This is a genomic window from Mesorhizobium sp. M0715, from assembly GCF_040320355.1.
GTDB lineage: Bacteria > Pseudomonadota > Alphaproteobacteria > Rhizobiales > Rhizobiaceae > Mesorhizobium.
This window is the reverse complement of the sequence record NZ_JAMYPL010000031.1, coordinates 34543-60175: the sequence shown is the minus strand read 5'-3', so window position 1 is coordinate 60175 and position 25633 is coordinate 34543. Positions and strand designations below refer to the sequence as shown.

Here is a 25633-nt window from a genome sequence, read left to right as displayed (position 1 = left end):
CATGCGTGGCACGATATTCCACTACGATCAGGATCAGGACTACGGCTACATCGACGGAATCGACAGCAAGCGTTATATCTTTGCCCGTGACGATGTGAGCCATGAAGTGACCCTCGCCAGGGGCACCCTTGTCGAGTTTCAACCGGATGACGGTACGGCGCACGATATAGTCGCCGTCACCCCGACAGCGCCATCGCCAAGCACGGGCCAGCCACGCCGTTCGGCCGAGAGCAGGCCCGCCTATTCCATGGGTCTGTGGGCTTACTTCTGGCGCGCGATAATTGCGGACTATAGCAATTTCAAAGGTCGCGCCCGCCGCAAGGAATTCTGGGCCTTCTGGCTATTCTACACCCTCGGGATATTGGCGCTTCTAGGCTTCGGAATACTCGTTGACCTAGCGTTCAATGGCTTCAAAACCAATGCGGACAGGACGACGATGAGGGCCATAGGGCTCATACCCTTCCTGGTTTTCTTTTCGGGATTGATCCTGCCGTCGATTGCCCTCGTCGTGCGGCGTGTGCATGACGCGGGTCTGAGCGGCTGGTTTGCACTGCTGGGCTTCATCACTCCCATTGGCAGCATTGCCTTGCTGGTCTTCGGACTTCTGCCGTCCCAGGTGGGCGAAAATCCTTGGGGACCAGTGCCGGCAGGCGTCAGGATCTAGCCGCTTTTCAACGCCTCACCCGAAAGTCTGAGAAAGACCTTCTGGCCGTGGCGTTCGGCGCCAAGCCGGTCGTAGAAGCGCAGCGCGCCTTCGTTCCAGTCCTCGGTGGTCAGGTCGATGCGGCCGATGCCTTCGCGCAGGCAATGATCGGCGAGAAAGCCGATCATTGCTCGGCCGACGCCGGCGTTGCGGGCTTTGTCGCGCACGAACAAATCCTTGAGGAACAGCAGCCGCTCAAGATCGATGCCGGGATGCGCGATCGCCACCGACGCCAGGCCGCTGACCTCGCCCTCGACGAAGGCGAGCGCGAAATGCGGATAGGCCGGGCTTTCCTCGCCAAGCCATTTTCGTGCGGCAGACACGGCCCGGCCGGCATCGAGAGGTGGCTGCCGGTAGTGAACCGCCATCTCGCACAATATGGCCGCGAGCGCCGTCGCGTCCTCGATCGTCGCCCAGCGGACGTCGACCGTCACGATATCAGCCCAGGAATTTGGCGATGATCGCGTCGCCCATCTGAACCGTACCGACCTCGGTCATGCCATCGGACATGATGTCTTTCGTCCGCAGGCCCGCGTCGAGCACGGCGGCGATCGCGCCTTCGACGCGGTCGGCTTCATCGACCATGCCGAAGGAATAGCGCAGGCACATGGCGAAGGAAGCGATCATGGCGATCGGGTTGGCGATGCCCTTGCCGGCAATGTCGGGCGCCGAGCCGTGCACCGGTTCGTAGAGTGCCTTGCGCTTCTTGGTTTTCACATCAGGCGCGCCGAGCGAGGCCGACGGCAGCATGCCGATCGAGCCGGTCAGCATGGCGGCGATGTCGGACAGCATGTCGCCGAACAGATTGTCGGTGACAATGACGTCGAACTGTTTTGGCCAGCGCACCAGCTGCATGCCGCCGGCATCGGCCAGCATGTGGTCGAGCTTGACGTCGGAATAGCGTGCCTTGTGGGTCTGGGTGACGACCTCGTTCCACAACACGCCCGACTTCATCACATTGCGCTTTTCCATCGAGGTGACGTGGTTCTTGCGCGTGCGTGCCAGTTCGAAAGCGACGCCCGAAATGCGCTCGATCTCGAACGTGTCGTAGACCTGCGTGTCGATGCCGCGCTTCTGGCCGTTGCCGAGATCGATGATCTGCTTGGGCTCGCCGAAATAGACGCCGCCGGTCAGCTCGCGCACGATCAATATGTCGAGGCCTTCGACCACCTCCTGCTTGAGCGAGGAGGACGCCGCCAGCGCCGGGTAGCAGATGGCCGGGCGCAGATTGGCAAACAGCTCCATGTCCTTGCGCAGCCGCAGCAGGCCGGCCTCAGGGCGCACCTCGTAGGGCACCGCATCCCATTTCGGACCGCCGACGGCGCCGAACAGCACCGCGTCGGCCGCCATCGCCTTTTCCATGTCGGCATCGGAGATCGCCGCGCCATGCGCGTCATAGGCGCAGCCGCCGACCAGCCCCTCATCGGTGGCAAAACCGCTGCCGAGCTTGTCGTTCATGACCGCGATCAGTTTCTTGACCTCGGCCATGGCCTCGGGACCGATGCCGTCACCGGGGAGCAGGAAAAGATGCTTCGTTGCCATGGAGAAACCGTCCTGGAAAGATTTGAACCGCGGCCTTGCTAAACGCCAAGCCGGTTGTGCGCAAGGAGTAACGCAGCGATCAAGAACAACCTCGTTCGTTTGCGATCCTTCGCGCCCCCCTCTGCCCCGCCAGCCTCCCGCAAATTGCAGCGCCTTGCCTTCACCGATGCGAGAGAATGTTGACCAGCCTGCCGAACGGATCGCGGACATAGAAGCGGCGCACGCCCCACGGTTCGTCGGCCGGTCCGTATTCGATGGCGAAGCCCGCCGTCTTCATGGCGCCGAGCGCCGCATCGACATCATCGACCTCGATCGAAAGATCCGGCACCGGCGTTTCGGAGCCGCCTTGCGCCATGAAACTGACCTGGACATCCATCTTTGCTTGCGAGCCGTAGGTGGCGATCCAGCCAAGGTCCATAAGCACATCGAGGCCGAGGACATCCTGATAGAAACGCTTGGCCGCAGTGGCATCCGATGTCTCGATATTGGCAACGATGCGCCGGACTTTCATCGTCGGTCGCCTTTCAAGCCGTGCGCCGCAGCGCCGTTACCTCGATCTCGATCTTCATTTCCGGTTTGTTGAGCTGGCAGACGATCATCGTCGCCGCCGGCCTGATATCGCCGAACGTCTCGCCCAGAATCGGGAAGACGATGTCCACGAAGGCCTGGTCGGTGATGTAGTAATGCGCCCGCACCACGTCGGCCATGTCGAAACCGCCATCCTGCAGCGCCTTGGCAATCGTCGCCAGGCAATTGCGCGTCTGCGCCTCCACCGGCTCCGGCATCGTCATCGTCGCATAGTCGTAACCGGTCGTTCCGGAGACGAAACACCAGTCGCCCTGCACCACGGCGCGCGAATAGCCGGCGGTCTTTTCGAAGGGGGAACCGGTGGAGATGAGTTTTCGCATGGGGTTCTCGTGAGTTGTGGTGGGCCATTTTGCAGGGAAAGGGCAGATCTGACCATGGGTCAACGCAGAGCGACTGGCGCTGCAAAGGCATTTTTATGTCGGCGGGACAGCACCCCCCTCTGGCCTGCCGGCCATCTCCCCCGCAAGGAGGGAGATCGGATGTCTCGAATGCTTTCGCCAGTTACAAACGGTGCAGAGATAGGCAGAGCGGCCAAGCTGCCGATCTCCCCCCTTGCGGGGGAGATGCCCGGCAGGGCAGAGGGGGGTGTGAAGGATCGCGGCGAAACAGTTTTTGGTTCACCGCCGAAATGCCTAGTTCGCAGACCCCAGCGCCTTGTCCAACGCCGCCTTCACATCGGCCGGCCATGTCGCCACATCAGGCCACGCCTGCGGCTTGCCATTGTCGCCGCGGCGCGCAAAATAGAGCCTTTGCTTGGCCGGGTCGACCGCCATGAAGCCGTCATTGCCGCCGCAATCATGCGGCACGCAGCCGCTGGCGTAGAAGGCGCCCGAAGCGGTCTTTTCCGTGCCGCCGCCGACCAGCAGGCTGGTCGCCATATCGGGCATGTCCTTGCCCAGCAGCTTTTCGGCTTCCTTGTAGACAGCCTCATTGTGGAAAGCGTCGATGATGTTCTGGTACTTTTCCGGATCGATGTCTTTCCAGTCCGTGCCGGGTTCCGGCATGTAGGTCAGATTGCCCGAAATCGTCAGCCCATCGGTCGGCGACCATTGCAAAGCCGGTTTCTCATCCCCCGGCAACAGATACGGCACGAAATAGATGGCATTGTCGGACACCGCCGAGGGCGGGGCGCCGCACTGGTCCTGCTCGACCATTGTGCTCTGGATCGTGCCACCTTCCGGTTTCCAGACGATCACCGTCGCCGGCCCGCATTGGTTGCCGCCGTCGCCGACATCGAACAGCGCCACCTTGACGCCGCCGACTTCCACGATCCTGTCAAAGAAGACGTCATAGTTGGTGGCCAGCTGCTGGCCGTCATAGGCAAGCACCTTCTCGCCATACTGTTCCTTCTGGGTGATGGTCAGCGTGCCGCCTTCGAAAGGGACGGGCGCCTGCTTGTCGTCATCGGCAGCGTCGGCGGCGTTCGTCCCCTGATCGGCGGACGGCTGGTCCGTCGCCGGGGCCGGCTGGTTGGCGGGTGCCTGTGTCTGCGCAAACGCGCTCACGGTTTGCCCCAGCAACAAGGCCAGCCCGCAAACGCCGGCAAGAAGCAAACGTGTCATGACTGTCCCTCCACTCAGTCGCAACGAACCCGGCGCAACGAAGGCCTGAAAAGCGGCCGGGCCTCCGCCTGGAGTGTGTACCGCTCAGGCCCAGGGGCGCTGTTCGGCGTTGCGCTTCTCGAACGAGGCGATGGCGCCGGCCTTCTCCATGGTCAGGCCGATGTCGTCGAGCCCGTTGAGCAGGCAGTGCCGCTTGAAATCGTCAAGGTCGAAGGTGACGACACCGCCGTCGGGACCACGGATTTCCTTGGATTCGAGGTCGACCGACACGGTGGCATTGGAGCCGCGCGAGGCGTCGTCCATCAGCTTCTCGAGATCCTCGGGGCTGACGGTGATCGGCAGGATGCCATTCTTGAAGCAGTTGTTGTAGAAAATGTCGGCGAACGAGGTCGAGATGACGCAGCGAATGCCGAAGTCGAGCAGCGCCCACGGTGCGTGCTCGCGGCTGGAACCGCAGCCGAAATTGTCGCCGGCAACCAGGATCTGCGCCTTGCGGTAGGCCGGCTTGTTGAGCACGAAATCCGGGTTTTCCGAGCCGTCATCCTTGTAGCGCATTTCGGCGAACAGGCCGGTGCCGAGCCCGGTGCGCTTGATCGTCTTGAGGTAATCCTTCGGGATGATCATGTCGGTGTCGACATTGACGATCGGCATCGGAGCGGCGACGCCGGTGAGCTTGGTGAACTTTTCCATGGCTTTTGCCCGTGTTTTCGTTGCGGGGGGATTGCTGAGGCACGGTTTACACAAAGCCGGCGGCAAATAAAAGGCAACTGTTCGTGCACGGTGGCACAAGCCAGCCCGATGGTGCAGTCTGGCGGACATGGCAGAAAACGCACACGTCCTCTATAACAGCGAAGCCGCGCTCGACATCGCCGAATTCCGTCGCGTGCTGGTCGAATCCGGCCTCGGCGAGACACGGCCGGTCGATGATGAAGCACGGCTGCGGGCGATGCTGTCGGGCGCCAACCTGGTACTGACCGCGCGCCTCGACGTCGAGGGCAAGCCGCTGATCGGCGTTATCAGGGCGATCACCGACTTCTCCTGGGTCTGCTACATCTCCGAACTCGCCGTTTCCCAATCCGCGCAGGGGCTCGGCATAGGCAAGGGCCTGATGGACGAGGCGCGCCGGCAGCTTGGATCGTCGGTCGCCATCAGCCTGATCTCCATGCCCGACGCCGTCGGCTTCTACGAACGTATCGGCATGAAGCGCATGGCCGACGCCTTCTGGTTCGACCGCAAGGGCTGACGTGCGGTCACCTGACTTGCAACGGCTAGCGGGACAGCACCCCCCTCTGTCCTGCCGGACATCTCCCCCGCAAGGGGGGAGATTGAGCGCTCAACCGCTTTCGCCAATTCCTGCGTTGCAGGAAAGAGCAAGGCGCTGAAGCTGCCGATCTCCCTTCTTGCGGGGGAGATGGCCGGCAGGCCAGAGGGGGGAACTCGACAGAACGGCGGTCTGCGCTGATCGCTCAAATCACATTCAATTCCCGGAACGCCCTTCCCTCCGCCACCCGCTCATACCCAAACGCCGAGCAGTCCACCGTGCGGTAGCCACCATGCACGATCAGTTCGGCCAGCGCCTTGCCGACCGCCGGCGCCTGCTGCAGGCCGTGGCCGGAGAATCCGTTGGCGAAGATGAAATTGCCGACTTCGGGGTGCGGACCGATCACCGCGTTCTGGTCGAGCGTGTTGTAGTCGTAGTGGCCGGCCCAGGCGCGGGTCGGCTTGATCGCCTCGAAGGCGGGAATGCGGGTCGCCAGCACCGGCCAGATCACCTCTTCGAACAGCGCCCAGTTTACCTCGAAATCGCCGGGATCGGGTGCGCAGTCGCCTTCCTCCGGTTCGGCGCCGCCGGTGAGGTAGACCGAGCCTTCCGGACGGACATAGATACCGGAGGGATCGACCAGCAGCGGCATGTCGGCATACTTCTCGCGCGCCTCGAAGACGAAGACATTGCGCTTGCGCGGCTCGACCGGGAGTTCAAGCCCGGCCATGGCAGCCACCTTGCCGGCGTTCGGGCCGGCGGCGTTGACGACGATGCCGGCCTTCAGCGTCTCGCCATTGCCGAGGCTCACTCCCGTGACGCGGTTGCCATCGCGCGCGATGCTGGTGACATCGGCGGCGATGAAATCGACTTTCTTCTGCCGCAGCGCCTTTCGGAACAGCGTCAGCATCGCATGCGCGTCGAACCAGCCTTCGCCGGTGCGGCCATAGGCGCCGGCTGAAATGCCCTCGGTCGACAGCCACGGGAACCGGCGCGTAAGCTGGTCGGCATCCTCGAGCACGATGTCGGCGCCCTCCGCGATCTGCGCCTCGTGATTGCTCTTGAGGATCGGCAAGCCGTCCTCGCCGGCAAGGATGAGGTAGCCGCCCTCGCGAAAGCCGATATCGGCATCATCCCCGAACTCTTCCTTCAGCCGCCGGAACAGTTTTAGCGTGAACTGCGACAGGCGGATGTTTTCCGGGATCGAGAATTGCTGGCGGATCGAAGCCATGGACAGCGTCGTTGCCGCATGCGCGAATTGCGGATCACGCTCGACCAGCGCGATCGTGCCGGAAAACCCTTGCTCACGCAGGTAATAGGCGACCGAGGAGCCGACGATGGCTCCACCGATGATGACGATGTCGTAGCGCATTTTTTCTCCGATCCGGCCGATGGTGTCCGTCACGCCACCGGCACAATGATCTCGAAGCGCGTGCCGCGTTCGCTGTCAACCAGCGCGATCATACCATCATGCGCTTTCAGGAGGGCCAGCACGATGCCGAGCCCCATGCCGGTGCCGCCCTGTTCGCGCCGCGTGGTGAAGAACGGCTCGAAAATGCGCGCCCGATTGCTCGGCGAAATGCCGGCGCCGTCGTCGCTGACCAGGATGCTCGCCTTGCCGTCGGCGCTCGTAGCGGAGACAGAAACCGCCGTCGCGCCGTGCCTGGCCGAATTGTCGATGAGATTGGCCAGCACGATAGCCGCGTTCTCGGCCGATATGCGCAATCTGATGTCGCCGCCGGCTCCGACGCAAACCGCCAGCCTGTTGTCGACGGGCAGCAGCGCCAGCGCCGCACCGATCGATGTGCTTTCGCCGCTCGGCGCCAGGTTTTCGGCACGCGCTAGGTCGAGCAGACGGCGAACCAGCAGATTGAGCCGCCCGGCGTCGGTGACGATATTGTCGGAAAAGCGCCGCCGCTCCGTATCGTCCATAGCGCCACCGGAATCGCGCAGCAGTTCGGCCGCGCCCTGGATCGCTGTCAGCGGCGATTTGAGCTCGTGCGAGACATGGGTGGCGAAAGTCTGGATGCTGTCCGACCGCGCCTGAAGCTTTTCGGCCATGTCGAGGAAGGCTGCGGACAGCTCCGCCATCTCTCGCGTGCCGTGATGGTCGAGCGGCCGGATCGCCGTGCGGTCGCCGGCGACGATGCGCTCGGTGCGGTCGATCAGCGCATAGATCGGCCGGCTGACGGTGCGCAGGAAGATGAGACCGATGAGCAGCGTGCCGCCGAGAATGGCAATCGCCGCCAACGTCACCTTGCCGCGTTCGCCATAGAGATGTTTGATGATGTTGTTGGGCGTCCGCGACACATAGACGACGCCGGCGACCTTGCCGTCGACGGCGACCGGCAAAGCGACGAAGACCCGCACCTTGGTGCCGCGGCTGACCGAATAGAGCGGTGGCGCCGGCTGGTCGGGAATGCGCAGCCTGAGCGCGCTGGCATAGTGACCGGCAAGCGCTGCGCGCACCTCTTCGGCCGCACCGAGCGACTGGCCGACCTCGCCCCGTCCGGCAATGACGACGCCCCGGGCGTCGAGCAGCCGGAAGCCGGCCAGCGTGGTTTTCTGCGTGGCGTCGAGAATGCCGGACAGACGGGTACCGATCGCGGCAAAGGTGGGATCGACGATCGCAGGCATCGCCGCCGGCCGGGTCGGCAGCACATAATCCGAGGCAAGATCGAGTTGCGGCTCGATTGGCCTGTAGAGCGGGTCCGGATTGACGCTTCGGCTTGAATCCCCGCTTGGCCTCGGCATCGGCGCGCCGAGCTTGTCCGCCGCAATACCGGCGTCACGCACATCCTGCGCATAGATGGCGGCGATGGCCGCCCCTTGCGCGATCAGCTCCGCTTCGGTCTGGCGGATCAGCTGGTTCTCGTAGAGACGGAAGAAGAACAAGCCGACCAATGGCAGGGCCATCACCATGATCAGGATGGCGACGACGACCGTGGCAAGCCGTGGCCGCCATTTGCGGCCGATCCATTTGCCGGAAGTCGTCAGCCGCATCGGCCGAGCCGGAAGCCGACGCCATGCACCGTCTCGATAACATCCAGGCAACCCACTGCTGCCAGCTTGGCGCGGATGTTGCGGATATGGCTGTCGACGGTGCGGCCGGCGACATGGATGTTTGCGGCATAGGCGCTGGCCATCACTGCGTCGCGGTCGAGCACATGCGCGGGCCGCGTCAGAAACCCTTTTAAAATCGAGAATTCGATCCCCGTCAGGGCAAGCGCCTTGCCATCGAAGCTGGCAGCGTGACTGGCCGGCGCCAGAGCCAGTTTGCCATGCGAAAACTGCCTGTCGTCGACCGGTTCGGGCGCCGCCGGGCGGGCGCGCCGCAGGATGACGTTGACGCGGGCGACCAGCTCGCGCGGGCTGAATGGTTTCGTTACATAGTCGTCGCCGCCCATTTCGAGCCCGAGGATGCGGTCGATCTCCTCGTCGCGCGCGGACAGGAACAGCACCGGCACATCGGATGCGTGCCGCAGTCGCCGGCAGACCTCCAGCCCGTCCATCTCCGGCATGCCGATGTCGAGCACGACAAGATCCGGCGCCCGGCGGCCGATCGCTTGCAGGGCGGCGGCACCGTCGGCCACCCCTGTCGTTTTCATGCCGGCCTTTTCCAGCGCAAAGCAGATCACCTCGCGGATGTGCGGGTCATCGTCGGCGACGAGGATGTGATGCGGCATGGATCAGCGGCCCGGCATGGAAAGTTCGATTGCGGAGGGAATCACGAACGGCCCCTTGGTGTCGAGATATCGAAGCAGCCGCCAGTCGCGAAAGCTCCAGGCCCGCCAGTTCTGCTGGATAGTTCGATACCAGATTTCATCGCTGCCGCGCACGCCAGCCAGTTCGCGGACAGTGCCGGCGGCCGCCGTCTTGCCCTGCTGCTCGAGGAACCGATCGAGTGCGGGAAACGCGCCCGGACCGAGCGAGTGAAGATACCAGGCGTCTAGGGGAATGCCCTGGCCGGTCATTTCGAGGGAATGGTCGACATTGTAGTTGGCGATCGTCGCTGCAAAATTGATGAAACAGCCGGCATAAAGCGCCAGAGATAACGTCAGAAGATTGGCGGACAGCAGCCATTCGTTGGATTTTCCCAGTGCGATGCGGGCGATGATCAGGGCAAGCCCCGATGCGACCAGCCCCATCCAGACGAAGGCGGCGACGCGCCAGTAGGTCAATGCATAGATGCCGACATAGAGGTCGAGCCGCAGGATCGACGAAATGACCAGCATGATGTTCTGCGCCACCCAGGCATAGACCAGCCGGCGGATGAGCGGATCGGCCGATGTCTCGCTGCCTGGCCGCAGCGCTGCCAGCACGAAGCCGGCGGCAAGCAGCGCAGTGACCATCAAGGGATAGGCGCCACGATGCGCGTAGGCCGCGTAGCTCAGCCCGTCGGGAAGGGCCGCCCCGCCCCACAGATAGGTGGCGTCGAGCGCCGTCTGCAGCGCAAACAGGACGTTGAAGACGATCAGGGCGCGCAGGATGGCGGCCTTGCCGAACAGGATGTCTTCGATGGTGGTGACGGTTTTGTCGGCTTGAGCGCTGACGGCCGGCGCCGCGTGCGGGATGCGACGAACCAGGCGCGGCAGGCGCGGCCGCAGAAAAGCCCAGACAGCAGCTAGCACGAACAGCCAGAAGGCAATCCGCGCCAGTTGGATAAGATCGAGCAGCCTCACGAGGTCGATCAGCGACAGCCAGTAGTCGATCACCGGATTGGCGGCGCCGAACAGCGCCAGGAAGACCGCACCCAGCGTCAGCGGCATCACCCAGACGGCGATCGCCGCCAGCCGGATGCGCCGTCGGCCGAACCGGCGCGCCGTCTTGCGCCAGCGGATGAAATCGTTGGCGAAGCGGAACGGCGCCGCCAGCCCGAACAGCGCGATCTGGCCGGCAATACGCGCGATGCTGTGCCGCAGCCGCCCGCTCAGCGAAAGCGCAAAGACGGTCAGCGCCGCCAGCGCGATCGAGACCGACAAGGCACTGATGTTCTCGGCGAGCGGCAGCAGCGCGACAAGCAGGGCGGCGGGCTTGAGCCAGACCCTGCCGTCGCTGAAGGCTGCGGGATGCACGGCGACCACCGCGGCGGCAATCAGGGTGGCAAACAGGAAAACCGTGATGCCGGCGGGTTGGCCATAAAAGAGAGAATCCGCAAGTGCTGCCAGCAGGATGGCGACCCCGAAGCGGGTGCAATAGCCTGGCGCGGCGGTGAAGAAGGATATCATGACCTGGCCTTCCTGATGGCGTCCGGCCGGATTGCCGGCGGGGTTCTGCGGACAAAGGGAATGAGGATCGCCGTGGCGTTCGCGCGCGGCGATCGGCCAGCCACCAGCCTTCGCTGCGCAGCCGGTGAGGCAGGAACCAATAGGGTTTTGCTCGCTTTTGCATGCCGCCTGTTTGTCAGGCCGACGGGGAAAGGGTGGGGCGGATGCGAGGAGGTTTTCCGCAGGCATGTGCAGTTTTCGTGCAGGGTCGGGACGCCGAGCGTCTACCTCCCCCTTGTGGGGAGGTCGGACCGCAGGTCCGGGTGGGGGTCCGGCGCCGCGGCGGCCCCCCCCCCCCCGGCGGCGGCCCCCCCCCCCACACGGGGGGGGGGGGGGGTGGTCGCCCCGCGGGGGGGGGGGGGGGCCCGGCGCCGCACCCCCACCCCGCTGCTTCGCAGCGACCCTCCCCACAAGGGGGAGGGTCGGCGCACAGCCCTGCGCGCTTGCCTCCAACAACCGCAGGCGGCATAGATCACCCATGGAAACCTATCGCCCGCGCCGCTCCGTGCTCTACATCCCGGCCTCCAACGACAAGGCCTTGGCCAAGATCGCGCAGCTTGCCTGCGACGCAATCATCATCGACCTGGAAGACGCCGTCGCTCCGGCCGACAAGATCACTGCCCGCGAAAAACTGGCCAGCATTTTCGCCGGCCATCCCGTTGCCAGCCATATTGGCAGACGCTGCGAGATGATCGTGCGCATCAATGCGATATCAAGCGAATGGGGCGCCGACGACCTGCTGGCTGCCGCAAGCTGTGAGCCCGACGGCATCCTTCTGCCCAAGGTCGACACGCCGCGCGACCTGCTCGAGGCCGGCGATGTGCTTGACGACAATTTTGTCCCCGATAGCGTGAAACTATGGGCGATGATCGAGACGCCCAAGGCGCTGCTCAACATCGGCGCCATCGCCGAGCTTGGCCGTGATCCGGCCTCGCGGCTAAATTGTTTCGTTGCCGGAACGAATGATCTGGTCAAGGAGACCGGCATTCTGGCAACGCCTGATCGACGCTACCTCGTGCCATGGCTGATGCAGATGGTGCTGGCCGCGCGCGCCGGCGGCATCGACATGCTCGACGGCGTCTCCAACGATTTTCGTGACCTCGACGCTTTCACACATGAATGCGCGGAAGCCGCAGCCATGGGGTTCGACGGCAAGAGCCTTATCCACCCGGCCCAGATCGAAGCCGCGAACCGAGCCTTTGCGCCGTCCATGGAAGCGGTGGCCGAGGCGCGCTCGGTGAAGGAAGCCTTCGCGCTGCCGGAAAATGCCGGCAAGGGCGTGATCGCGCTGAACGGCAGGATGGTCGAGCGGCTGCACTTGGCGCAGGCCGAAAAACTGCTGGCGAAGGCAGCCGCCATCGGGTCATAAATGCTCGATGGATGCGGGCGAGCTATAGCTACTCACGACAGGAATTGAACAATGAAACTCTACCGCTTTCTGTCCGCTCCGGACGATGCCAGCTTCTGCCACAAGGTGACGGCGGCGCTGAACAAGGGCTGGCACCTGTTCGGCTCGCCGACCTATGCCTACGACAAGAAGGCCAAAGCGATGCGTTGCGGCCAGGCCGTGGTCAAGGATATAGACGGGCAGGAATACGGACCCGATACGAAGCTCAGCGACTGGTAGGCTCCGCTCGCATCCACAGCCAGCCGGCCAGCCAGGCGATGGCTGCCGCAAGCGTCACCAGGCCCAGGTCAAGAGCCCACTCCGGCACGAACGCACGGAGCGCGATAGGCACCGCGCCAATGAAATAGAGGGCGAGTGGAATGCGCGGAACGCCTCTTGCAACGACAAGAGAGATTACAAACGCAAGTGTCCCAAGCAGAAAAAGGAACGAACTGACGACCAAAGCCAGTCCGAGAGGGCCGGCGCGCAGCTCGATGATGGTTGTCAGCGGAAGTTTCGAAAATACGAGATTGATCACCACTTCCACACCGACCAAACTTGCCAGTGCAACGAAGTTGATGACAAACGCGATGGTGCCGAACAGGCCCGCGCGCCGGCCAAACGCAAGAAACAGGCCGACGACAAGACCAAGCGCCAATATCTCGGCGACTGGCGCGAGAAGTTGTGTCAGATCGGTGGTCGCGATGAGCGCGCTGCGTTTGGCCGCGTTAACCACAAGAATAAGCGCGCTTCCCACCCCGGCGACGGCGGCAAGCCGATAAAGCGTGACGCTGGGCACAGCCGCGCTCGACTGGACAGTCGTGAGATTCTCCTTGTGCTGAGGTTCTTCGGCTGGACTCCTCAGCGAAATCAACGATTGCGGACGGCGGGGTTCGGCGGTTCTGGCAGACATGTTCGTCTCCTCATTCAGAGAAAACGGGGAGCCCGCGAAGACCGCAGGCCTGTTCCGGTCCCATCTGTAATCACTGATTACATTCTGTTACCTGCATTGTAAACAGTGATTACATAAATCGCGGATCGTGCTACGGACGCCTGAAGCAGCTCTACGGAACGAAAGAAAAGAGATGGCAAAAGCCAAGACACCTCACCGCACCGGCTACCACCATGGCAATTTGCGGGACACGTTGATCGATGCTGCAATTCAACTTGTCGAGGAAGGCGGCCCCGACAATGTGAGCGTGCGCGAAGCCGCAAAGCGGGCCGGCGTTTCCCCCGGCGCTCCCTTCCGGCATTTTCAGTCGAAAGCAGCGCTGCTGACCGCGGTCGCCGAACAGGCCATGAACCGGCTGACAGAGGCTGTTGCCAATGCACTTTCAGAAGTCGACAGCGCGGATCCCATCGTGGCCTTCGAAGCAATCGGACAAGGCTATCTGGAATGGGCGATCGCCAATCCCACGCATTTCCAGATCATCAGTTCCCGAACGCTGATTGATTTCGACGCGTCGGACAGTCTTCGCGGTCAGAATGAGGCCATTCGCCGGAAGATGATCGACCTGCTGACCCAGGCGCAACACCAGGGTCGGCTGGCTGCGAACACGGACTTCGATCATCTGGTTCTTGCCGCTCGTGCCTTTGTCTATGGGTTGGCACGAATGGTGGTTGATGGTCATTTTCCGGAGTGGCATCCGTCCGAGCCGCCATCGCTCGCCGTGCGCAAGGCGCTGCATCTTTTCATCAGCGGGATGACCAACCTATCCGAAGCGAGATCCCAAGAACCCTTGCCGCCGCTGAGTTCTGGACCGACTGGATAGGAATGGACAATTCACGTGACGCAGGAAGCAGTTACTCCGCCGCCTCTTCGATCTTCTCCATATCATCGTCCGACAGCCCGAAATGGTGGCCGATCTCGTGGATCAGCACGTGGGTGACGATGTCGCCCAGCGTCTCTTCGTTTTCGGACCAGTAATCGAGGATGGCGCGGCGGTAGAGCGTGATGCGGTTCGGGCCTTCGCCGGTCTGCGGGTTCCAGCGCTCGGCGATGCCTCGCCCCTCGAACAGGCCGAGCAGGTCGAACGGCGTTTCCAGCGACAGATCGTCCATGATCTCGTCGGTCGGGAATTCGGCGATCTGGATGACGATCTCGCCGGTCAGCTTGCGGAAATCTTCCGGCAGATGCGCGTACGCCTCCAGCGCCAGGAACTCCATTTCGTCCATCGAGGGCGAGAGTTCGTCGTGCCAGGTGCGGGTCTTGTAGATGCGGGCCATGCTTTGTCCTTTGATCCCGGCATATAGGCTTTCGCACCGGAATCGGCAAATGACACGGGCCGATGCGCCTGCGCCATCCGCGCGGAGAGGAATAAATTCCCTATGTGTCTGCTTGACTCTTGGGATGCGCTCTGGAATCTATAAGGAACATAACAGGAACAATGTGAGTGGAAGCTGACCGTCATGGCGATGACCGCCGTGGCGCGGGAGACTGTTTTTGCCCTGCGCCGCCAGATCGCGAAAATCGAGGGAACGCTGCCCGAGCGCTTGGCTGCGCCGGCCGCCGCGCCCTTTGATGCCGACGTCAACACCGATCTCACAATCGTCCGGCGTGGCATTGCCGCGGCGTTGCCGGATGCGTTCCTGCCTATTGGCGTCGAGCGCCTCGACGCCGCCCTGAGCGGCGGCCTGCCGAAGGCCGCCCTGAGCGAAATCCATGGCACGCAAACCCGCGATGCCGGGGCCGTCGCCGGCTTCGCTTTGTCGCTCACAAGCCTGATCCTCAAGCAAACGCCGGGGCTGCCGGTGCTGTGGATCGGCACATCGGAGATCTTTCGCGAGGCCGGCTTTCCCTATGCCAGGGGGCTTCACGCCTCGTTCGGCATCGAGCCGGAGCAATTGCTGTTTTCCGAGGCACCGAGACTTGTCGATGCGCTGTGGGTCGCCGAGGAGGCGGCCCGGATGACGGCGCTCGCCGCGGTCATCCTCGAAATTCGCGGCAATCCGCAGCGGCTTGACCTGACCGCGACACGCCGGCTGCATGCAAGGGCGCAAGCGGCCGGCCGCCCGGTGTTCCTGCTGCGGCAGGCGGCCGAGCCCGAACCGACGGCGGCACCCGTCCGCCTCATCGTCACGTCGGCACCGGCGGTGCCGCGCGACACCATCGCCGGGCCGCTGGCCGGCTCGATCGGCCGCCCGGCCTTCACCCTCACCATCGGCAAGAGCCGCACGGCCCTGCCTGGACAATTCACACTGGAGTGGAATCCCGATGAATGCGCATTCGACGAAAGAGCGGGCGACGAAAGAGCGGGCGACGAAGGAGCAGGTGGGGGAAGAAACCGGCCAAAGAATCCTGTCCCTGTGGTTTCCCTATCTGGCGGCGGAAAGGGTCCTGCGCCAGCGTCTGGGGCGGTCCTGGCGTTCCCGGCCGTCGGATCACCCATCTCACCCGCCGCTCGTGATCAGCCATCGAGACCGCAACGCGCAGCGCATCTCGGCCCTCGACGAGCGGGCTGAGGCCCTGCACCTGAAGCGCGACATGGGCATTGCCGATGCGCGCGCCATGCATCCGTCGATCGACATCGTCGAGGCCGATCCGGAAGCCGACCGCCGCCTGCTCGAAGGCCTTGCCGACTGGTGCGACCGCTACACCCCGCTGGTGGCGCTGGACGGGGCGGACGGTCTGTTTCTCGACGTCACCGGCTGCACCCATCTGTTCGGCGGCGAACGCGCCATGCTGGACGAGATCCTGTCGCGCTTCTTCCATCAGGGTTTCGATGTCCGAGCCGGGCTTGCCGCGACGCCGGGCGCGGCCTGGGCGGCGGCACGCTTTTGCAGTGACCGCATCATTGTGTCAGGCGAGGAGGAAGCGCTGCTGGCACCCCTGCCGCTGGCCGCACTGCGCATCGAGCCCGCAACCCGCACCAGCCTGGAAAGTGTGGGCCTGCGCACGGCGGGCGCCGTCATGGCGGCACCGCGCGCGCCGCTCGCCCGCCGCTTTGGCGCCTTGCTGCTCCTGCGCCTCGACCAGGCGCTTGGCCGCCTCGACGAGGCGGTGTCGCCGCGCCTTCCCGTCGCGCCGCTTTCGGTCGAACGCCACCTAGCCGAACCCGTCACCTTGACCGAGGACATCGAACGGCTGGTGGGCATGCTGGCGGCGACCTTGAAAACCGACCTCGAACGCCGCGGCGAGGGTGCCAGGACGCTGGCGCTGCTGCTCTTTCGCGTCGACGGCGCCGTCAGCCGCATCGCCATCGGCACCTCGCGGCCGATGCGCGAACCCATGCTGATCCAGAAACTGTTCCATGAAAGGCTCGCCGCGCTCGAACAGGATATCGATGCCGGCTATGGTTTCGATCTGGTGCGGCTCTCGGTGCTGGCGGCAGCCACCTTCGACATGCAGCAGGCCGATCTGACTGGCGAAACGACCGACGACGGTGCCGATATCGCGCTGTTCGCCGACCGCATCCGCGCCCGGCTCGGCGAGGGCGCGGTTCTGCAACCGGTCGCGGTCGAGAGCCATCTGCCGGAGCGTGCCGTCGCCACGATCCCCTTCACCGAAGCGCCGCGCCGGACCACGCCGCCGAAGAAGCCGGACAGGCTGCAGGCACCACAAACCATTTTTCCGCCGGAACGGCCGATCCGGCTGTTCCGCTCGCCCGAACCCATCGATGTGCCGGCCACTGAAATGCCGGAAGGACCACCGCTGAACTTCCGCTGGCGGCGCGCGCTCTACCGGGTCACGCGCGCCGAAGGGCCGGAACGCATCGCCGCCGAATGGTGGCGCGAGGCAGCGAGCGATCCGATCACGTCAACCCGCGACTATTTCCGTATCGAGGACGCCGATGGTCGCCGCTATTGGCTTTACCGGCAAGGTCTTTACGGCAACACGCAGGTGCCGCCGCGCTGGTTCATGCATGGTGTCTTCGCATGAACGCGCTGACCGTCATTCCCTTTGCCGAGTTCGGCATCCAGTCGAATTTCTCCTTTCTGCGCGGCGCCTCCAAGCCGGAGGAGCTGGTGGTCGCGGCCAAGCTCCTGGGCTTCTCGGCGATCGGGCTTGCCGACCGCAACACGGTGGCTGGCGTGGTGCGCGCCTGGCAGCAGGCCAAGGTCGAAAAACTCTCCTATCATCCCGGCTGCCGGCTGGTTTTTGGCGACGGCACGCCGGACATCCTCGCCTATCCCCAGGACCGGAAGGGCTGGGGGCATCTGTGCCGCATGCTCACCCAGGCCAATCTGCGCGACGAGAACGAAAAGGGCGCCACCCTTCTCCAGCGCAGCGACCTGCTCGAATGGGGGGATCTGATGTCGCTGGCAGTCCTGCCCGATCTGTCGGCGGGGGCGCAGGACGGTCTCGCCTTGCTTCGGCTGCTCAAGGATCGTTTCGGCAGAAATCTCCGTCTGGCCGTTTCGCCCGACTACGCCGGCAATGACCGTTTCCGCATCGAGCAGGCCGCGGCGCTTGCCGAGAGCGTCGGTATTCCGCTGATGGCGACCAACGACGTTCTCTATCACACCGCCGAACGGCGCCCGCTGCAGGACGTGCTGACCGCGATCCGCCTCAACACGCCCGTCGCCGGGGTCGGGCTGCAACTCAGCGCCAATGCCGAGCGTCATCTGAAGCCGCCAATGGAGATGGCGCGCCTGTTCCGCAGGCATCCGCAGGCACTGGCCGAGACGCTGCGGTTTGCGCAAGAGCTGACGTTTTCGCTGAGCGACCTTCAGTACAATTACCCTGACGAGCCGACGGAATCGGGCCTCGGCCCGCAGGCCGAACTGGAACGGCTGGCGCGGGAGGGAGCGGTCAACCGCTATCCGGCCGGTGTTCCGGATTCGGTGACCAAGCGCATCGAGGAAGAGCTCGCTCTGATCGAGCGCCTCAACTACGCCCGCTATTTCCTGACTGTCCACGACATCGTCAAGTTCGCGCGCAGCAAGGATATTCTCTGCCAGGGACGTGGGTCAGCCGCCAATTCGGTCGTCTGCTTCTGCATCGGCATCACCGAAGTGGGGCCGGAAAAAATCAATTCGCTTTTCGAGCGCTTCATTTCGGAGGAAAGGAACGAACCGCCGGATATCGACGTCGATTTCGAGCATGAGCGGCGCGAAGAGGTGATGCAGTACATCTATACGAAATACAGCGGCAAGCGCACAGCACTTGCCGCCGCCGTCATAAGCTATCGCGGCCGCTCGGCGTTGCGCGAAGTGTCGAAGGCGATGGGCCTGTCTGAGGATGTCAGGTCATCGCTTTCCGGCTCGATCTGGGGCTGGTCGACATCGGAGCTTGGCGAGAAGGAAGCCCGCGCCGGCGGCCTCGACCGCACCGACCCGGTGTCGGGGCACGTGATGGAACGCGCCAACGAGATCATGGGCTTTCCCCGCCACCTCTCCCAGCATGTCGGCGGCTTCGTCATCACCCGGGACCGGCTCGACGAGATCGTGCCCATCGTCAAGACGGCGATGGACGAGCGCAAGATGGTGGAGTGGGACAAGGACGATCTCGACTCGGTGAAGATACTCAAGGTCGACATCCTGGCGCTCGGCATGCTGACCTGCCTGCAACGCGCCTTCACCTTGCTCACTGAGCATTATCCAAAGGCGAGGGACCCGTATGGGCAGCCCTATGTGCTGGCCACCCTGCCGCCGGAGGACAAGCAGGTCTACAAGATGATCTGCCGCGCCGACACGCTCGGCGTCTTCCAGATTGAATCGCGGGCGCAGATGTCGATGCTGCCTCGCCTCAGACCGCGCGAATTCTATGACCTCGTCATCGAGGTGGCGATCGTACGCCCCGGCCCGATCCAGGGCGATATGGTCCACCCTTATCTGCGCCGCCGGCAAGGCAAGGAAAAGGCCGAGTATCAAAAGCCGGAGCTGGAAGCGATCCTCGGCAAGACACTGGGCGTGCCGCTGTTCCAGGAACAGGCGATGAAGATCGCCATCGTTGCCGGCGGCTTCAAGCCGGGCGAGGCCGATGAACTGCGCCGTGCCATGGCCACCTTCAAGCGCACCGGCACCATCGGCAATTATCGTCGCCGCATGATCGAAGGCATGGTCGACAAAGGCTACACGAAGGACTTCGCCGAGCGCTGCTTCAAGCAGATCGAGGGCTTTGGCGAATATGGCTTTCCCGAAAGCCATGCCGCTTCCTTCGCCCTGCTCGTCTATGCCTCCTGCTGGTTCAAGACCTTCTATCCCGACGTGTTCTGCGCCGCGATCCTGAATTCACAGCCGATGGGGTTTTACCAGCCGGCCCAGTTGGTGCGCGACGCAAGCGACCATGGCGTCGACATTCGCGACGTCGACGTCAATTTTTCGGTGTGGGATTGTACGCTGGAAAAGGCGCCGTTCGATCCGGCCCGTATCCTCCCGCGCCATGCCGAAATGCGCGGCGTCATCGAGACGAAGCATGCCGTCCGGCTCGGCTTCCGCCAGATCAAGGGCCTGTCGAAGGAGCGCATGGCGGCCTTCGTCGAACGGCGCGGCTCAGGCTACGGATCCGTCCGGGATGTCTGGCTGCGCTCCGGCCTTGATGTCGGCGAGATCGAAAAACTGGCGCAGGCCGATGCCTTCCGCTCGCTCGGCCTTGATCGTCGCGAAGCGTTGTGGGCGGTGCGCGCGCTCGACGGCAAGAGCGCCGCCGAAAGGCTGCCGCTGTTCGACCAGCCGGCGCTTCGCCTGCGCGAGCTGGAGCCCGAGACGAAGCTGCCGAAAATGCCGCTCGGCGAGCATGTCATCCATGATTACCGCGCGCTCGGCCTGTCGCTGAAGGCGCATCCGGTCGCCTTCCTGCGCGAGCGGCTCGACCGCGCCGGCGTCATTCCCAATGCGAACCTGCCTTCCGTGCGTGACGGCAGGCGCGTCTCCGTCGCCGGCCTCGTGCTGGTGCGGCAGCGCCCCGGCAAGGGCAATGCGATCTTCCTGACACTGGAGGACGACAAGGCGGTGGCCAACGTCATCTTCTGGCAAAGAACCTTCGACCGTTACCGACCCATCGTCATGGGCGCCCGGTTCGTCAAGGTCACCGGAAAATTGCAGTCGGAATCGGGCGTGGTCCACATCGTCGCCGAGAGGATCGAGGATCTGACGCCCTGGCTGACCGTGCTTCTGGAGAAGGTCAGCGAAGCCGCACCAGCGGCTCCTCCGGGAGACCTCGCCAAGGAGCGTTCGGATCACTCCAGCCCCGCCGAACAAAGCGCACCGATCCGGCAGGATCTCGCAACGCTGTCGGAAGAAGCGGAAAGGGTCATGCCCAAGGGGCGGAATTTTCAGTAGTGTCAAAAACTTCGATGGCAGCGGGACAGCACCCCCCTCTGGCCTACCGGCCATCTCCCCCGCAAGGGGGGAGATTGGATGTAGTCTCGGCTTTCGCTAATCTCCACGGTTGCTGGAATGTGCGAAAGCGCCAAAGCTGCCAATCTCCCTCCTTGCGGGGGAGATGGCCGGTAGGCCAGAGGGGGGTGCTGTCCCGCCCACCTCGCCAGCCTGTGGTGCAAGAACTCAGCCCGGCCCACCCAAGCGTGGCGGCGGCGGGGCGAGCACGTCCTCCACCGAAAGCGTCCGCGCCTCGGAGGGCAGCATGATCGGGATGCCGTCACGCACCGGATAGGCAATCTTGGCGACCCTGGAAATCAGTTCGCCGCGCTCTGGATCCCAGGCCAGCGGCCCCTTGGTCAGCGGGCAGGCCAGCAGCTCCAGCAGCTTGGGGTCGACCTTCCTCTCGTCACGTCCGTCCGCCATCGCGCCCTCTTACTGCAAACTCGAGCCAAAATCCTCATTCTCGCGCGCCAGCGCCATTTCGGTGATGGCGATCAGCGTCTCCGCCCGGGTCTTCAGGTCGGCTGCTTCGAGCAGCGCCTGTTTCTCGGCCGGCCCGTAGGGCGCCATCATCGACAGCGCATTGACCAGCATGGCATTTTCGGCGCGGCTGACGCTTTCCCAGTCGGCCTCCAAATCGTTGGCCTGCAGATAGGCGCGAAACGCCTTGAGCAGCGATGGCCGGTCGATCTCGTTGTCCGCCTGATCCTCGTCGAGATCGGCAAGGAAAGGCGCGGGCTTGCACTGGCGAAACGGCGTCTTGACGGTCAATTCGTGGGCGATGCGGAACCGGCACACGCCCTGCAGCGAAATCAGGTAGCGGCCGTCGCCACTCTCGGAAAAGGCGATGATGCGCCCGGCGCAACCGACATTGCAGAGTTCCGGCTCGCCATCGCCGCGCAAGGCGCCGTCGAGACTGGGCTGGATGACGCCGATGAGCCGCGAACCGGCAATCGCCTCGTCCACCATCTGCAGATAGCGCGGCTCGAAGATGTTGAGCGGCATGCGCCCTCCCGGCAGCAAAAGCGCACCCTCGAGCGGAAAGATCGGGATCGTCGACGGCAAATCCTTGGCGAGCCGGTAATGCGCGTTTCCCGCTTGCACCATATTCCTCCGATCGCTTCACCAGAAGCGCGTCATGGCAGTTCTAATCTGGCGCAGTCATGGCCGACGCCAAGCCCGTGCGGCAAAACAACCGGCAAACGGCTCAGGAAAACAGCAATGCCGACAATTTGCGGCGCGCGGCAAGCGTTGCCTCGTCGGTCATGCCCCATGCCTCGAACAGCTGCAGCAATTGCGTCCTGGCGCCATCCTCGTTCCAGCTTCGGTCGGCCTTGATGATGGCCAGCAGATTGTCTGCGGCCGCGGTGCGGTCGCCGTTGGCGTTCTGGATCATGGCCAGATCGAAGCGCGCCTGGTGATCCCCAGGATTTTCCGCCAGCCGGCGCTCGAACTCGGCTGGATTGCCGAGAGCTGCCGCCTGCGCCGCAACCGCCATCCTGGCCCGTAGGGCTGCCAGTGGCGGCGCATCCTTCTTGGCCTCCGGGGCTGTTGCCAAAAGCGCCTCGGCGCCTTCCGTGTCGCCGGCGTCGAACAACAGTTCGCCCAGTCCGGCGATCGCCTCGATCGTCTCCGGCGCCTGCGCCAGGATGGCGTCATAAATGTCGGCCGCGGTCTGCATGTCGCCGGCCTCGCGCGCTTCGGTCGCCGCTGCCAAGGCTTCCGCCACCGGCGGCGCGCCGTTGCCCTTGCCGCCGACCTTGGTGATGAATTCGTTGATCTGGCTCTCCGGGATGGCGCCCATGAAGCCATCGACCGGCTGGCCGTCCTTGAAGGCGATGACCGCCGGGATAGACTGGATGCCGAGCTGGCCGGCGATCGAGGGATGGTCGTCGATGTTCATCTTGACCAGCTTGACCCTGCCGCCGGCGGCCTTGACCGCCTTCTCCAACTGCGGCGTCAGCTGCTTGCAAGGCCCGCACCAGGGCGCCCAGAAATCGACCAGCACCGGCTGGCGGCGCGATTCCTGGATGACATCGGCGGCAAAGGCAGCCGTCGTCGTGTCCTTGATCACATCGGCGGGAGCGGCGGGCGCATCGCCAAGCGCGACTTTCGCCGGCGCCGGCGCCGCTCCACCATACTGCACCGAGGTGGTGTACTGGCCGCCATTACCGCCAAAGGAGCCGCCGAACGGATTGTTGTCGCTCATCTCTTTGCCCTTCCGTGGCGCCGCCGGCCGGCGGCCAGGCGCCCTATGCTTCAGACCATCTGACTCAAGCCATCCATGTGGCGATCACACGGAGACTTTCAAGATAGCAGCATCGTGCCCGGTTGCCTCGACGAATCTGATCAGGTCCCGCGCCGCGATCGATGTCGTCGCCTCATTGGTCAGCGGATGCCCATTGATCACCGCATGCTCCATCAAATCCTTGTCGAGCACGAGCTTGACCCTGTTTGCCGTGTCGTTGATGACGCCAAAGACCGTCACGGCGCCCGGTGTGACGCCGAGCAGCTCCATCAGCATCTCCGGCTTGCCGAAGGAGACCCGGCTGGCGGCGCCGATCACCTGGTGGATCTGCTTCAGGTCGACGACCGCGTCCTCGCCGACGGTGACCAGGAAGAAATTATCCTTCTTGTCCTTCAGGAACAGGTTCTTCGTGTGCCCGCCGGCGATTTCGCCGCGCAACGCCTGCGAATCCGCGACCGTGTAGAGCGGCGGATGGCGCTTCGTCGACGCGGCAATGCCGAGTTCGGCGAGAAAGGCCATCAAATCGGCTTCGGTCTTCGGCATCGGTTTCGTTCCGTTTCTCAAGCCAGCCGTTTACGGCCAATGGGGCAGCCGACACAAGACCGTCATGCGACATCATGGTGAGCGGCACCGCCCTTCGCGCTGGCGCCCCGCCGCCCGCCACTCACGCGCCCGCCGGCGGCTTGCCGGCCCCGCGCGGCGTGTCACAAAAAGCCTGTGATTTCCCTGTTGCAATCGCCGCGCTCTTCAGCCATATAGGCCCGGCTTGCGGCCAAGACGCCGTGCGAGCGGGTGTAGCTCAGGGGTAGAGCACAACCTTGCCAAGGTTGGGGTCGAGCGTTCGAATCGCTTCACCCGCTCCAGTTTCCTCCAGGGGACTAAGCATCGAAAAGCCGCGGAACTCCGCGGCTTTTTCGTTTTTGGGCTTGCCTGGCTAAGAGTTTCGGCGGAATTCCCCAGGAGTCACATAAAATTACAGCGAGGAACGGTTCCCGCCTCGCCTCGTTAGCGCTCCATCAACGCAACGATGGAGAAAGCCATGCAGGACATTTCCGGCAAGCACGTCGCTATCCTGGCGACGAACGGGTTCGAGCAATCCGAACTTGAGGTGCCGCTGAAGAAGCTGCGCGAGGCGGGCGCCAAGGTCGATGTCGTGTCGCTCGCAAGCGGCAAGATCAGAGGCTGGGATCTCAAGGACTGGGGCCGAGAAGTTCCCGTCGACAAGACTTTGGATGAGGCGCGAGCGGACGCCTATGACGCGATCGTCCTGCCCGGCGGGGTCATCAATCCCGATCTGCTGCGTGTCGAGCGAAAGGCCCTGGGCTTCATCGAATCGTTCTGGTCGGCCAAGAAGGTCGTCGGCGCGATCTGTCATGCGCCCTGGCTTCTCGTCGAGACAGGCATCGTAAGGGGTCGCCGGGTCACGTCTTACAAATCGATCAAGACCGATGTGATCAACGCCGGCGGTCTGTGGGAGGACAGCAAGGTCGTTACCGACCAGGGACTTGTCACCAGCCGCAACCCCGGCGATCTCGAGGCGTTCTGCGACAAGCTCGCCGAGGAGATCAGCGAAGGGCGGCACGACAGAAGGGTTGCTGCCTAGCCGGCTTGTCCGCCCGGACGCATCGATTGGAAGGTTACGCCGGGAAAACCGCAACGTTTTCCTCAGGCGCTCTTCGCCCCAGCCGCCTTCCGCAGCGACGCCTGATGCACCAGCGAGGTCCAGCTGTTGGTCGAGGCGAGGTGGCAATAGAGCAGGCCGAGCGCGCCGGATTTGCGCAGGTCGAGAAACGCCTCGTCGCTCAATCTGTTGAAGGCCGGCTCGTCGATCACCTGGAAATCGGTGAGGTTGAGCACCTCGCCGCCTTCCAGCGTCACCTTGCTCTGGCGCGGTGAAAACAGGCCGTGCGCATCGATCTTTTCGACCATCTCGCGGGTGGCTCTGAAGTCGATCTGGAACTGGTTGCAGAAGGCGAGCGCCTGTTTGGTCGCTTCGTTCGGCTCGTTGCCGGTGAAGAACGGCAGGATCTTGTCATCGCGGGACGGCGCCAACAACTGGTCGACGACCCGGTCGCTGGCCCGTTCGACGCACAGCGTCAGCCGGCCGGCCGATGTCGGGTCTTCGGCCAGGATGAAGGGATAGCGCCGGACATAGGCGGGGATGTAGTGCGGCCCGGTCCATTTGCCGTCGGCATCGACGAACAGGTTCTCGTTCTGGCGCACGCCGGTGATGATCACCGGCGACTTGGCCGGGCCGATAAAGACGATCGGGTAGGATCGCATCGCCGCCGGCATTTCCGACGCGACCACCGGAATGGCGTGCGCGGAGCGGGCGAAGCCGAAGTCGCTGCGCGCGGTCAGGCCTAGCGAGCCGTGCCGCGCCGGATTGAGCGCCTCGGGCCTCGAATAGAACAGCGGCAACGCATCGCCCGTCCCGTTCGTCTTTGCATCCGCCATCATCCGTCTCCCGCACGCCCATCAGGCTGCCAATGGTCCCGAAGCCGGGATCTATGCTTGTTTGCGCTGATCTTGGGCCGAAAGGAATCCCGCGCAGGAACAAAGTACTACAGCGTCTCTTGCGCGCATAAAAGGACAGGCGGTGCTGTATTTTGGGATGCGGCGGTCGATTGTCTTGGGGAACACGACCGCCGGCCTGCCCGCCTCTGGACAGCTTGCGGCGAAGCGGCGACAGTGCCTCCGCTGGAGCAATTCCCGGAAAAGTGTGTAGTGGTTTCCCTTGCAATTGCGAAGAAACAAAAGCCGGATCAGCGATCCGAACGCTGAACCGCTCCAGCGGACAGATTAAGGAA

Annotated in this window: 26 protein-coding genes and 1 tRNA gene; 10 read left to right on the top strand and 17 right to left on the bottom strand. The window is 63.8% G+C overall.

Annotated features, from left to right (window positions below):
* Position 1 precedes the first annotated feature (1 nt).
* A complete protein-coding gene (locus NKI21_RS28130) occupies positions 2–664 on the top strand; it encodes a DUF805 domain-containing protein (protein ID WP_023814442.1) in 663 nt (220 codons plus the stop codon).
* On the opposite strand, the gene NKI21_RS28125 is transcribed toward NKI21_RS28130, so the two are convergent.
* The 6 genes from NKI21_RS28125 to leuD all read right to left on the bottom strand — a co-directional run bounded on the left by NKI21_RS28125 (position 661) and on the right by leuD (position 5085).
* The gene (locus NKI21_RS28125; protein WP_352759343.1) at positions 661–1137 is read right to left on the bottom strand and encodes a GNAT family N-acetyltransferase; all 477 of its coding nucleotides are present in this window, start codon (positions 1135–1137) and stop codon (positions 661–663) included. The genes NKI21_RS28130 and NKI21_RS28125 overlap by 4 nt on opposite strands.
* Positions 1138–1141: 4 nt before the next feature.
* Positions 1142–2245, bottom strand: coding sequence for a 3-isopropylmalate dehydrogenase (leuB, locus tag NKI21_RS28120; protein ID WP_352677481.1), 1104 nt, complete (start codon positions 2243–2245; stop codon positions 1142–1144).
* A gap of 160 nt (positions 2246–2405) precedes the next feature.
* The gene (locus NKI21_RS28115) at positions 2406–2756 is read right to left on the bottom strand and encodes a VOC family protein (RefSeq protein WP_352555955.1); all 351 of its coding nucleotides are present in this window, start codon (positions 2754–2756) and stop codon (positions 2406–2408) included.
* Positions 2757–2769: 13 nt separating this feature from the next.
* Positions 2770–3153, bottom strand: a complete 384-nt coding sequence (locus NKI21_RS28110; RefSeq protein ID WP_352723110.1) for a RidA family protein — start codon at positions 3151–3153, stop codon at positions 2770–2772.
* Between the two features lie 312 nt (positions 3154–3465).
* On the bottom strand, positions 3466–4395 hold the full coding sequence (locus tag NKI21_RS28105; RefSeq protein ID WP_352612521.1) for an Ivy family c-type lysozyme inhibitor: 930 nt from the start codon (positions 4393–4395) through the stop codon (positions 3466–3468).
* Between the two features lie 84 nt (positions 4396–4479).
* Entirely contained in the window at positions 4480–5085 is a 606-nt protein-coding gene (leuD, locus tag NKI21_RS28100) for a 3-isopropylmalate dehydratase small subunit (protein ID WP_127329306.1), read from the bottom strand.
* Positions 5086–5212: 127 nt separating this feature from the next.
* On the opposite strand from leuD, the gene NKI21_RS28095 reads away from it, so the two are divergent.
* Positions 5213–5638, top strand: coding sequence for a GNAT family N-acetyltransferase (locus tag NKI21_RS28095; RefSeq protein ID WP_352868508.1), 426 nt, complete (start codon positions 5213–5215; stop codon positions 5636–5638).
* Positions 5639–5861: 223 nt separating this feature from the next.
* Here NKI21_RS28095 and NKI21_RS28090 read toward each other — a convergent pair whose 3' ends face one another.
* Genes NKI21_RS28090 through NKI21_RS28075 form a run of 4 tightly spaced genes read right to left on the bottom strand, consistent with a single transcriptional unit; the run spans position 5862 to position 10884 of the window.
* The gene (locus tag NKI21_RS28090) at positions 5862–7028 is read right to left on the bottom strand and encodes an NAD(P)/FAD-dependent oxidoreductase (protein WP_352868506.1); all 1167 of its coding nucleotides are present in this window, start codon (positions 7026–7028) and stop codon (positions 5862–5864) included.
* Between the two features lie 29 nt (positions 7029–7057).
* Positions 7058–8659, bottom strand: coding sequence for an ATP-binding protein (locus tag NKI21_RS28085; protein WP_352868503.1), 1602 nt, complete (start codon positions 8657–8659; stop codon positions 7058–7060).
* On the bottom strand, positions 8650–9342 hold the full coding sequence (locus NKI21_RS28080) for a response regulator (protein ID WP_352868500.1): 693 nt from the start codon (positions 9340–9342) through the stop codon (positions 8650–8652). Before NKI21_RS28080 ends, NKI21_RS28085 begins: the two co-directional genes overlap by 10 nt.
* Positions 9343–9345: 3 nt before the next feature.
* Entirely contained in the window at positions 9346–10884 is a 1539-nt protein-coding gene (locus tag NKI21_RS28075; RefSeq protein ID WP_352868497.1) for a DUF4153 domain-containing protein, read from the bottom strand.
* Between the two features lie 517 nt (positions 10885–11401).
* Between NKI21_RS28075 and NKI21_RS28070 the strand changes: the two genes are divergently transcribed.
* The gene (locus tag NKI21_RS28070) at positions 11402–12292 is read left to right on the top strand and encodes an HpcH/HpaI aldolase/citrate lyase family protein (protein WP_352442389.1); all 891 of its coding nucleotides are present in this window, start codon (positions 11402–11404) and stop codon (positions 12290–12292) included.
* Between the two features lie 51 nt (positions 12293–12343).
* Positions 12344–12550, top strand: coding sequence for a DUF1737 domain-containing protein (locus NKI21_RS28065; RefSeq protein WP_013528780.1), 207 nt, complete (start codon positions 12344–12346; stop codon positions 12548–12550).
* Here the strand turns inward: NKI21_RS28065 and NKI21_RS28060 are convergent.
* Complete coding sequence (locus tag NKI21_RS28060; protein ID WP_352442388.1) at positions 12537–13223, bottom strand: hypothetical protein; 687 nt, start codon at positions 13221–13223, stop codon at positions 12537–12539. The two genes, NKI21_RS28065 and NKI21_RS28060, sit on opposite strands and share 14 nt — an antisense overlap.
* A gap of 172 nt (positions 13224–13395) precedes the next feature.
* Here NKI21_RS28060 and NKI21_RS28055 point away from each other — a divergent pair, with 172 nt between their 5' ends.
* Entirely contained in the window at positions 13396–14082 is a 687-nt protein-coding gene (locus NKI21_RS28055; RefSeq protein WP_352442387.1) for a TetR/AcrR family transcriptional regulator, read from the top strand.
* Positions 14083–14113: 31 nt separating this feature from the next.
* Here NKI21_RS28055 and NKI21_RS28050 read toward each other — a convergent pair whose 3' ends face one another.
* The gene (locus NKI21_RS28050; protein WP_023763026.1) at positions 14114–14536 is read right to left on the bottom strand and encodes a metallopeptidase family protein; all 423 of its coding nucleotides are present in this window, start codon (positions 14534–14536) and stop codon (positions 14114–14116) included.
* Positions 14537–14719: 183 nt separating this feature from the next.
* On the opposite strand from NKI21_RS28050, the gene NKI21_RS28045 reads away from it, so the two are divergent.
* The 3 genes from NKI21_RS28045 to NKI21_RS28035 are packed head-to-tail and all read left to right on the top strand — an operon-like array spanning position 14720 to position 20533.
* Positions 14720–15772: an ImuA family protein gene (locus NKI21_RS28045; protein WP_352442386.1), complete on the top strand. Its 1053-nt coding sequence runs from the start codon at positions 14720–14722 to the stop codon at positions 15770–15772.
* The gene (locus NKI21_RS28040) at positions 15714–17189 is read left to right on the top strand and encodes a DUF6504 family protein (RefSeq protein ID WP_352442385.1); all 1476 of its coding nucleotides are present in this window, start codon (positions 15714–15716) and stop codon (positions 17187–17189) included. Before NKI21_RS28045 ends, NKI21_RS28040 begins: the two co-directional genes overlap by 59 nt.
* Positions 17186–20533, top strand: a complete 3348-nt coding sequence (locus NKI21_RS28035) for an error-prone DNA polymerase (RefSeq protein WP_352868492.1) — start codon at positions 17186–17188, stop codon at positions 20531–20533. Before NKI21_RS28040 ends, NKI21_RS28035 begins: the two co-directional genes overlap by 4 nt.
* Positions 20534–20758: 225 nt before the next feature.
* Here NKI21_RS28035 and NKI21_RS28030 read toward each other — a convergent pair whose 3' ends face one another.
* The 4 genes from NKI21_RS28030 to NKI21_RS28015 form a co-directional block, all read right to left on the bottom strand.
* Positions 20759–20998 carry a Trm112 family protein gene (locus tag NKI21_RS28030; protein WP_023810889.1) on the bottom strand — a complete coding sequence of 80 codons (240 nt, stop codon included), beginning with the start codon at positions 20996–20998 and terminating at the stop codon, positions 20759–20761.
* A gap of 9 nt (positions 20999–21007) precedes the next feature.
* A complete protein-coding gene (locus NKI21_RS28025) occupies positions 21008–21679 on the bottom strand; it encodes an LON peptidase substrate-binding domain-containing protein (protein WP_023810888.1) in 672 nt (223 codons plus the stop codon).
* Positions 21680–21782: 103 nt separating this feature from the next.
* Entirely contained in the window at positions 21783–22784 is a 1002-nt protein-coding gene (gene trxA / locus NKI21_RS28020) for a thioredoxin (protein WP_127297739.1), read from the bottom strand.
* An 84-nt stretch (positions 22785–22868) separates the two neighbouring features.
* The gene (locus tag NKI21_RS28015; RefSeq protein ID WP_023810886.1) at positions 22869–23366 is read right to left on the bottom strand and encodes a prolyl-tRNA synthetase associated domain-containing protein; all 498 of its coding nucleotides are present in this window, start codon (positions 23364–23366) and stop codon (positions 22869–22871) included.
* Positions 23367–23611: 245 nt separating this feature from the next.
* Between NKI21_RS28015 and NKI21_RS28010 the strand changes: the two genes are divergently transcribed.
* Positions 23612–23686, top strand: a tRNA-Gly gene (locus tag NKI21_RS28010).
* Positions 23687–23862: 176 nt separating this feature from the next.
* The gene (locus NKI21_RS28005) at positions 23863–24426 is read left to right on the top strand and encodes a type 1 glutamine amidotransferase domain-containing protein (RefSeq protein WP_352799192.1); all 564 of its coding nucleotides are present in this window, start codon (positions 23863–23865) and stop codon (positions 24424–24426) included.
* Positions 24427–24488: 62 nt separating this feature from the next.
* Here the strand turns inward: NKI21_RS28005 and NKI21_RS28000 are convergent, their stop codons facing one another.
* Positions 24489–25280, bottom strand: coding sequence for a SapC family protein (locus NKI21_RS28000; protein WP_352868487.1), 792 nt, complete (start codon positions 25278–25280; stop codon positions 24489–24491).
* Between the last annotated feature and the right edge of the window lie 353 nt (positions 25281–25633).

What these genes read in the sequence shown, in the direction of transcription:
- NKI21_RS28130 (WP_023814442.1), top strand. Translation starts at nt 2, where the DNA reads ATGCGTGGCACGATATTCCACTACGATCAGGATCAGGACTACGGCTAC.
- leuB (WP_352677481.1), bottom strand. Translation starts at nt 2,245, where the DNA reads ATGGCAACGAAGCATCTTTTCCTGCTCCCCGGTGACGGCATCGGTCCC.
- NKI21_RS28115 (WP_352555955.1), bottom strand. Translation starts at nt 2,756, where the DNA reads ATGAAAGTCCGGCGCATCGTTGCCAATATCGAGACATCGGATGCCACT.
- NKI21_RS28110 (WP_352723110.1), bottom strand. Translation starts at nt 3,153, where the DNA reads ATGCGAAAACTCATCTCCACCGGTTCCCCCTTCGAAAAGACCGCCGGC.
- NKI21_RS28105 (WP_352612521.1), bottom strand. Translation starts at nt 4,395, where the DNA reads ATGACACGTTTGCTTCTTGCCGGCGTTTGCGGGCTGGCCTTGTTGCTG.
- leuD (WP_127329306.1), bottom strand. Translation starts at nt 5,085, where the DNA reads ATGGAAAAGTTCACCAAGCTCACCGGCGTCGCCGCTCCGATGCCGATC.
- NKI21_RS28095 (WP_352868508.1), top strand. Translation starts at nt 5,213, where the DNA reads ATGGCAGAAAACGCACACGTCCTCTATAACAGCGAAGCCGCGCTCGAC.
- NKI21_RS28090 (WP_352868506.1), bottom strand. Translation starts at nt 7,028, where the DNA reads ATGCGCTACGACATCGTCATCATCGGTGGAGCCATCGTCGGCTCCTCG.
- NKI21_RS28085 (WP_352868503.1), bottom strand. Translation starts at nt 8,659, where the DNA reads ATGCGGCTGACGACTTCCGGCAAATGGATCGGCCGCAAATGGCGGCCA.
- NKI21_RS28080 (WP_352868500.1), bottom strand. Translation starts at nt 9,342, where the DNA reads ATGCCGCATCACATCCTCGTCGCCGACGATGACCCGCACATCCGCGAG.
- NKI21_RS28075 (WP_352868497.1), bottom strand. Translation starts at nt 10,884, where the DNA reads ATGATATCCTTCTTCACCGCCGCGCCAGGCTATTGCACCCGCTTCGGG.
- NKI21_RS28070 (WP_352442389.1), top strand. Translation starts at nt 11,402, where the DNA reads ATGGAAACCTATCGCCCGCGCCGCTCCGTGCTCTACATCCCGGCCTCC.
- NKI21_RS28065 (WP_013528780.1), top strand. Translation starts at nt 12,344, where the DNA reads ATGAAACTCTACCGCTTTCTGTCCGCTCCGGACGATGCCAGCTTCTGC.
- NKI21_RS28060 (WP_352442388.1), bottom strand. Translation starts at nt 13,223, where the DNA reads ATGTCTGCCAGAACCGCCGAACCCCGCCGTCCGCAATCGTTGATTTCG.
- NKI21_RS28055 (WP_352442387.1), top strand. Translation starts at nt 13,396, where the DNA reads ATGGCAAAAGCCAAGACACCTCACCGCACCGGCTACCACCATGGCAAT.
- NKI21_RS28050 (WP_023763026.1), bottom strand. Translation starts at nt 14,536, where the DNA reads ATGGCCCGCATCTACAAGACCCGCACCTGGCACGACGAACTCTCGCCC.
- NKI21_RS28045 (WP_352442386.1), top strand. Translation starts at nt 14,720, where the DNA reads ATGGCGATGACCGCCGTGGCGCGGGAGACTGTTTTTGCCCTGCGCCGC.
- NKI21_RS28035 (WP_352868492.1), top strand. Translation starts at nt 17,186, where the DNA reads ATGAACGCGCTGACCGTCATTCCCTTTGCCGAGTTCGGCATCCAGTCG.
- NKI21_RS28030 (WP_023810889.1), bottom strand. Translation starts at nt 20,998, where the DNA reads ATGGCGGACGGACGTGACGAGAGGAAGGTCGACCCCAAGCTGCTGGAG.
- trxA (WP_127297739.1), bottom strand. Translation starts at nt 22,784, where the DNA reads ATGAGCGACAACAATCCGTTCGGCGGCTCCTTTGGCGGTAATGGCGGC.
- NKI21_RS28015 (WP_023810886.1), bottom strand. Translation starts at nt 23,366, where the DNA reads ATGCCGAAGACCGAAGCCGATTTGATGGCCTTTCTCGCCGAACTCGGC.
- NKI21_RS28005 (WP_352799192.1), top strand. Translation starts at nt 23,863, where the DNA reads ATGCAGGACATTTCCGGCAAGCACGTCGCTATCCTGGCGACGAACGGG.
- NKI21_RS28000 (WP_352868487.1), bottom strand. Translation starts at nt 25,280, where the DNA reads ATGGCGGATGCAAAGACGAACGGGACGGGCGATGCGTTGCCGCTGTTC.